Here is a 6,844-nt window from a genome sequence, read left to right on the forward strand (position 1 = left end):
TGCAACGTTCCCGTAATACTTTTTACACGATTTTTTTTACGAAGTTTCGGCGTTTTTAAATTGGTTTCTATGTGCTTATTTTCATATTTACCCCATATACTGGTATAAAATATACCAGCATACTATAGAATTTTATAGATTATCTCGAATTTCTACTTGCAAATTCCCATATTTATAATACGCCGAACATGCCCCCTCGGAGCTGACCATACAGCTTCCCACAGGGCTGCTCGGTTTACACGCCGTGCCGAAAATAGAGCACTGCGGCGGGGAAGCTTTCCCTTTGAGAATATCGCCGCAGATACAGAGTTTGTGATCGTCAATCTCCTCTTTTGGGAGGATGGCATCGTAAATCTTCTCGGCGTTGTAGCGATCATACTCTGACTTTAGACCCATCCCGCTTTGGGGAATGTCGCCCAGACCGCGCCAGCGAAAGTCCACTTTTTGGAAGTATGTATCATTCAACGCTTGGGCTTTGAGGTTCCCCTCGCGCGTCACGGCACGTTTGTACTCCACTTCGAGTTCACATCGGTTTTCGATAAATTGTTTGACGGTCATGCTGATCGACTGCATCACGTCCACCGGCTCGAATCCGCTCACGACGACGGGTTTGCCCCAATCGCGCGGGAACTCTTCGTAGATTTTACTTCCGCTGATAACGCTGACGTGGGAAGGTCCTAAAAACGCATCGATGATACACGCTTCATCGCTGATCAGGGCGCGCATCGGTTCGGGCACCGTAACGTGATTGACGTGCAAGAGGATATTCTTGACATCCTGTTTTATCACTGTGTCCAAAAGTGCGGCCGTCATCGGGGTCGTCGTCTCAAATCCGATGGCGAAGAAGATGACCGTTTTATCGGGGTTCTCTTGGGCGATTTTGAGACAATCCAAAGGTGAGTAGACGAAACGGACATCCGCACCCTTGCTCCGCGCATCTTGGAGGCTTCCGTTGCTTCCGGGGACTTTGATCATATCGCCCAGCGTCACCAAAATTACGTTGGGTTGCTGACTCAACACATAAGCATGGTCGATTCGCTCTTTGGGCATGATGCACACGGGGCATCCCGGACCGTGGACGAAATGGATGTTGGAGGGGAGCAGTTGCAACACACCGTATTTCATGATGGTGTGGGTATGTCCGCCGCACACCTCCATGATATTGATCGGGTGAGGGAGCTTTGAGGCATCCTCCGCGATGATCTTCGCGTACGCTTTTATCGTATCGGCATCTCGAAAATCATCATAAAGATTTTTAAGTTCCAATCCCATCTCAGGCTCCGCCGTTCGGACAATTGTCACTCTCTGCTATCGCGGCTAGTCGTTCTTGTTCATCCATCACATCGAGTATCTCTTTGTAAACCCTGAGCGATTCGAGGGCATCTTCCTCATCGATTTTGTTCATGATAAATCCGATATGAAGGAGTACATAATCGCCGATTTGTACACTTCCCTCTTCCATCAAATCCAATCCAGCACTGCGCTGAACACCCATCGTATCAACGGTGGCAGTGTTATTTTCGGTGTCGATACTGACCACTTTTGAGGGGATAGATAAACACATATTACGCTCTCATCTTTCGTTTAAATTCGATCCACTCGATTACTCGCATGATAGAAGCTTCGTCGTTGATGTTTACTTCCAAAATATCGACATTGGGTTTGATCTTTCGTGCTTCCGCTTTCTCCCGCTCGATGTCGTATTTAAAATACGGCAACAGATCGGTTTTGGTGATAAGAATCAGATCGGCGCAACGGAACATAACGGGATATTTAGCGATTTTATCTTCCCCCTCAGGGATCGAGACGAGGACGATGTTGAGATGTGATCCCACATCGTAACTCGCAGGGCAGACGAGGTTCCCGACGTTTTCGATAAAGCAGACATCGAGCGGAGCTAGCGGCAAATCATGTAGCCCTTTGTGTACCATAAACGCATCCAGATGACACGCACTCCCCGTCTGAATCTGCACGGCAGGAATCCCCACCGCGGTGAGACGATCTGCATCGCGTGATGTCTCCAAATCCCCCTCAATAACGCCGAATTTAAACGGTGACAAGGTTCCCATTTTCTCTAACAACGTTGTTTTTCCACTGCCGGGTGAGCTCATAAGATTGATTGCCAATACCCCGTGCTCATTAAAATGTTCACGGTTGTGGTGCGCCTCTTGGTCATTTTTGTCCAAAATCTTTTTGATGACGGAGATCGTTTTCGCATCATTGAGCTGAGGGTTATGGTGCAATGTCTCATGCGCCGCTTGATGGGTATGAGAATCGTCATCATGGTGATGATCGTCGTGGGTATGAGTGTATTCGTTGCCGTTTTCGTCGATATGAGTATGGTGGTGGTCGTGATCCGTTATGGAGCATCCGCAATCTTTGCACATGATAAAATCCTAAAAAAAGTATATTTGGGTTCGTCATTCCCAACTCGATTGGGAATGACAAGAGAAGTGATAATAATGCTAGTATATCAAGATAGAACTAATGCGACTCCTGAAGCGGCAATCGCTCCACCTGCTACGCGAGAGGCTTTAGAGAGTTTATGCATTGCAAATCCGATAGCGATCCCGCCGATGTGCAACAATGCCGTAGCGAGTACAAATCCAGCCGCATACTCAACACCGCCTGCGTTAAGAGGCATCTCCGCACCATGCGCTGTACCGTGGAAAATCGCGAACAACCCAACGATAGCCGAGCTAAACACCACCGGCATTTTCACCCCGAAACCGATCAATGCGCCCAAAACGAGAACAGAAGCTAAAATACCCTCTTCGATAAACGGTACTTGAATACCGTTGACACCCATAGCCGCACCCGCAAGCATCATCAACACAAAACTAAGAGGAACCGCCCACAAAACACGCCCTCCCATTTGAGCCGCCCAAAGACCAACCGCGATCATAGCCAAAATATGATCAGCTCCACCGATCGGGTGTCCGAATCCCGCACCAAAACCTGATACACTACCATGACCTGTGTGGGCTAACAACGACGCTTCTGCGACCAATGCAACGGCTAAGACTTTTTTCAACATTTCGAACCCCTTTGTGAATTACTATTCAGTTTAGAAATAATTATAGATAGATAAACTAAAATAGAGTTGAAAATACTTTTTTCTTGGATAAAAATGGAACCAAACACATCAAAAGCCCTCTGTATCTATTGTGCTTCACCCCTGTATCAGTTACGTGAGGGTAACGTTAAATGCAGTCAATGCAAAAAAAAGTACAGTCCTGCACGTATCAATCAGATCAAAAAGACGATTAATGCCTTTTGCAGCGATGAAAATGCCCTCACCGCATCCAAATCTTTAGGGCTTAGCTACGTAAGCGTTTTGAATTATTACCAGAAATTTCGACATCTCTGTGCCCAATATTGTGAAGCCCAATACAACCTACATCGAGATACCCAAACCCAGTACGAAGAGTACCTCTACATCGAGAAATCCAAACGACACGACAAGAGGGCTATTTTTGATTCCCATAATTTTCTCACCTTCGGATACGGTGATCAGGTCTATACGTTGCTAATGCCCTCACTGGGACTCTTTAAACAGCAATTTATCGAAGATAATCTCGAAGACATGTATCATAAAGAGTTCTCGAAATTCATGCGCACCAGTAAAATCATCAAAATATCCGAACACGATAATGCTATCACAAAATTTTGGCACTATTTTGAACAGTTTATTACCAGTTTTAAAGGGGTAAGTAATGAGCATTTCCCCTACTATCTCAAAGAGGCGGAGTTTAAATTCAATACTTCAAAAGAAACACGTACGGAAATTTTAGAAGAACTCTATTTCCGCCCTATCGGCTCGGATATTTGAATTCTTCGATAATTTCCTCTAAACTTTTTTGTGATTCACTCTGTATAGAACTGATACTTATAGTTTTTAAATAGTTAATAACTGTATTTATATAGCTAGTAAAATGTTCGCTCAGTTCATCGCTCAGCCCCATATGAAACGTGATACTTTTGGGGATAATCCCGATAACATTCGATTCGGGGAGGCTCTGCCCCATCAGCTCGATCATATCCAAACACTGCATAACCCCTACCTCATGTGCTCCGCCGCTGTTAAGCCCATAACCGCTGAGTTCGTACGAGGGGATATTGTAGATACTCCCTGCCTCATCGTCGAGATTGATCGTATCGAGGATAATGATGCGGTCATTTTCCATAAAGAGATTGAGGAGATTGATCCCCTCCACGCCACCGTTGATGATCTCTATGTCGGGGGTGAAAGTATAGTTGGCGTTTAGATAGGCACACGCGTAAATTCCGACGCCGTCATCCTCTTCGAGTACATTGCCGACCCCCAATACCACCGTACGCATCAGAAACCCTTGGAGTGTTCGATGCTAGGGTTGGCAAACTGCTCGATGATCTCATCCAGACTCATAACCTCATTTTTTAGCGTAGCCGTGATACCGCATTTGGCGAGTTGCTCTACGATTACCTCGATATAGTTCTCCCAATGTGCACGAAGAGCGGGGGTTATATCAACGCAGACACTGATGATGTCTTCAGGGACGATGCTCACCATTGTCGTCTCTGCGCAATGAGACGCCATCGAACAGATTTGAAGCATCTCGGTAATCTCTACTTCATTCGCCGTTTTTTTGATCCCTTGATGCTCTATCAGCTCATCACCGCTCATCACCACTATCGTCCCCACCGCCAAAGCATCATCGGAACTGGTATTGACGATCAGTACATGCTCATACTCTTGGAGTAGTGGCATCAAACGAAATCCCAGCGTCCCCCCATCGACAACATCGAGCGGCGGCTCATAGGTGAAGTTCTCTTTGAAGTATTTACCGGCATACAACCCGATCCCCTCATCCATAAAAAATGCGTTCCCCGAACCGATTAGGGCTACTTTAGCGTCCATTTGTTTCCTTTTATCCTCTAAATTTTTGTAATATTTTTTCTATATTTTGCTATAATTTTCATCAAGTGGATCGGCTAAAGTCGGTCGGCGTACGGGATCCGTTCCGTAAGCTTCTTGTATAGTGTATTTTGACACCATTTTAAAAATAGTGTATAATACTTTTACAATTCGCCTTCGGGCACACCCACTTTTTAAGTGGGGTCAACAAGCTTCTTTATCTTCTCCTGAATCATTTGAAAGTTTTCTTTGTCAATCATCCCGATTCGTTTCATTAGTCGCTTCGTACTAAAAACTTTTACTTGAAGCACCATCGCGGTTGTTTTGGTTTCGCCTTTTGATTCGTGGTTATACTCAAAAGTGTGAAAATAATCATCATGTTTTGCAGTTGTAGTGGTAGGCACTCCTAAAAATAGATCATGGGTTAGTTTTCGGATAATGATAACAGGTCGTGTAAAATTCTTACCTTTGCCATATTCTTCAGAACCAATATTTTGCCCTATCTTCACCCAAAAAAGTTCCCTTGGTTTAATCCCGACTTTTCTCTCACTGGACTCAGTGATTTTTTTGGTTTCGTTCCATTCATCAAATCGTTTAGTCATTTTATTTTGACCGCTGTACCTGTAGCATATACTGAAAGAATATTTCCAGAATTACTATTATTGTAGGTATGTTCTATTTTTAAGCCTATAATCGCATTTGCATTTTTTAATAAAGCTTTTTCTTGTAATTCATTCAAAACAGCCTCTGTAGCTTCTTCTAATCCAACTTCTAATGAATTAATACGTCCGCCGATAATATCTCTCACAAAGCTAAAAATATCTTTTATAAAATTAACACCAAATATACATTGTGCTGAAACTATTCCTAATCGTTCTATAATCTCCAAATTAGTACATAATTCTGTGGTAATCAAAAAATCGTGTTTTAACTTTTCTATTTCTTCATGAGTTAGTGTTTTAACTTCTTTGATTAGTCCATTACTGACTAAGGTCGGTTTTTCTGTATTAAAACAATTAATAGTAATTTCTTTATTAGCTTCATTCATTTTCAAATGTATATAAGAATTTTGTAGAGTACTACTTTTCATCATAAAAGAGTTCTCTTTATCGATAGCAATATTTGTATATCCTAATCGAGAATATTGACCATTTAGTTGCTCTTTCAAATCATAAAAAGCTTCTTTACTGGCATTACTAAATACTAAATTATGTGTGTTTTCTTGTTCCATGTATCTAATTCCTTAATCGTTACTAATAAATAGAGAATATTATAGCAAACTTTAAGTGGCACATTTTCCCATATTATGTATCGCATAATACAGTTGACCGAGTGCAATCGAGCCGTCATTAATCGGCGTTTGCTGTTGAGCATAAAATCGCTCTGCACCAAAGCGGCGATAGAGCCGTCCCATCAAAGCACGGTTTTGAAATACCCCTCCTCCGACGACTACCGGAAACTCAGGATAGTGTGTCGTATAGTAGAGCATTATCGCTTCTACAGTAGATAGAAAACGGCTGGCAATCTGTGTTTTATCCCCATCTAAAGCGATAATTTCTCGAACCATAGGAGAGAGGTCTATCACACCCTCATGCACCCCAAAAGCAAACGTTTCGGTGATGGAATCCTCCACAAACGACTCCATCATCATCCCCCCCTGCCCCTCGTAATCGAGGCTTTGGACAAACCCTCCCAATGACGCTACCGCATCAAAAAGTCTTCCCATCGATGAACTGCGGGGAGCGTTGATATTTTTGAGCCACATGTGGTGCAGAGTTCGGATCTCATGGGGTAAAAAGGCTTCCACCGTCGGTGATTTTAGACTCATCACCTCATCGAGAGTGTAACTCTCAAATAACAGCGATAATGCAATCCGTCTCGGTTCTTTGATCGCTTTGTCTCCGCCTAAGAGGGCAAACGGTTTGAGATGTCCGACTCTCTCATAAC

At 43.6% G+C, this 6,844-nt stretch carries 9 protein-coding genes and 1 pseudogene; 1 reads left to right on the forward strand and 9 read right to left on the reverse strand.

Annotated features, from left to right (window positions below):
• Positions 1–132: 132 nt before the first annotated feature.
• The 4 genes from hypD to WA010_RS02905 all read right to left on the reverse strand — a co-directional run bounded on the left by hypD (position 133) and on the right by WA010_RS02905 (position 3,037).
• The gene (hypD, locus tag WA010_RS02890) at positions 133–1,272 is read right to left on the reverse strand and encodes a hydrogenase formation protein HypD (protein ID WP_422555677.1); all 1,140 of its coding nucleotides are present in this window, start codon (positions 1,270–1,272) and stop codon (positions 133–135) included.
• Position 1,273: 1 nt separating this feature from the next.
• The gene (locus WA010_RS02895; protein ID WP_422555678.1) at positions 1,274–1,564 is read right to left on the reverse strand and encodes a HypC/HybG/HupF family hydrogenase formation chaperone; all 291 of its coding nucleotides are present in this window, start codon (positions 1,562–1,564) and stop codon (positions 1,274–1,276) included.
• A gap of 1 nt (position 1,565) precedes the next feature.
• The gene (gene hypB, locus WA010_RS02900; RefSeq protein ID WP_422555679.1) at positions 1,566–2,387 is read right to left on the reverse strand and encodes a hydrogenase nickel incorporation protein HypB; all 822 of its coding nucleotides are present in this window, start codon (positions 2,385–2,387) and stop codon (positions 1,566–1,568) included.
• An 86-nt stretch (positions 2,388–2,473) separates the two neighbouring features.
• A complete protein-coding gene (locus WA010_RS02905; protein WP_422555680.1) occupies positions 2,474–3,037 on the reverse strand; it encodes a HupE/UreJ family protein in 564 nt (187 codons plus the stop codon).
• A 93-nt stretch (positions 3,038–3,130) separates the two neighbouring features.
• Between WA010_RS02905 and WA010_RS02910 the strand changes: the two genes are divergently transcribed.
• Positions 3,131–3,832 (forward strand): transposase, encoded by a 702-nt coding sequence (locus WA010_RS02910; protein WP_422555681.1) that lies wholly within the window; start codon positions 3,131–3,133, stop codon positions 3,830–3,832.
• Here the strand turns inward: WA010_RS02910 and WA010_RS02915 are convergent.
• The 5 genes and pseudogenes from WA010_RS02915 to WA010_RS02935 all read right to left on the reverse strand — a co-directional run.
• Entirely contained in the window at positions 3,813–4,343 is a 531-nt protein-coding gene (locus WA010_RS02915; protein WP_422555682.1) for a HyaD/HybD family hydrogenase maturation endopeptidase, read from the reverse strand. The genes WA010_RS02910 and WA010_RS02915 overlap by 20 nt on opposite strands.
• The gene (locus WA010_RS02920; protein WP_422555683.1) at positions 4,343–4,900 is read right to left on the reverse strand and encodes a hydrogenase maturation protease; all 558 of its coding nucleotides are present in this window, start codon (positions 4,898–4,900) and stop codon (positions 4,343–4,345) included. Before WA010_RS02920 ends, WA010_RS02915 begins: the two co-directional genes overlap by 1 nt.
• Before the next feature lie 191 nt (positions 4,901–5,091).
• Positions 5,092–5,499, reverse strand: coding sequence for a type II toxin-antitoxin system PemK/MazF family toxin (locus tag WA010_RS02925; RefSeq protein WP_422555684.1), 408 nt, complete (start codon positions 5,497–5,499; stop codon positions 5,092–5,094).
• Entirely contained in the window at positions 5,496–6,128 is a 633-nt protein-coding gene (locus WA010_RS02930) for a YbjQ family protein (protein ID WP_422555685.1), read from the reverse strand. The genes WA010_RS02925 and WA010_RS02930 overlap by 4 nt, the downstream gene beginning before the upstream one ends.
• 51 nt (positions 6,129–6,179) lie before the next feature.
• Positions 6,180–6,844: pseudogene (locus tag WA010_RS02935) on the reverse strand (carbamoyltransferase HypF); the annotation flags it as partial.

It is taken from the genome of Sulfuricurvum sp., from assembly GCF_049305995.1.
GTDB lineage: Bacteria > Campylobacterota > Campylobacteria > Campylobacterales > Sulfurimonadaceae > Sulfuricurvum.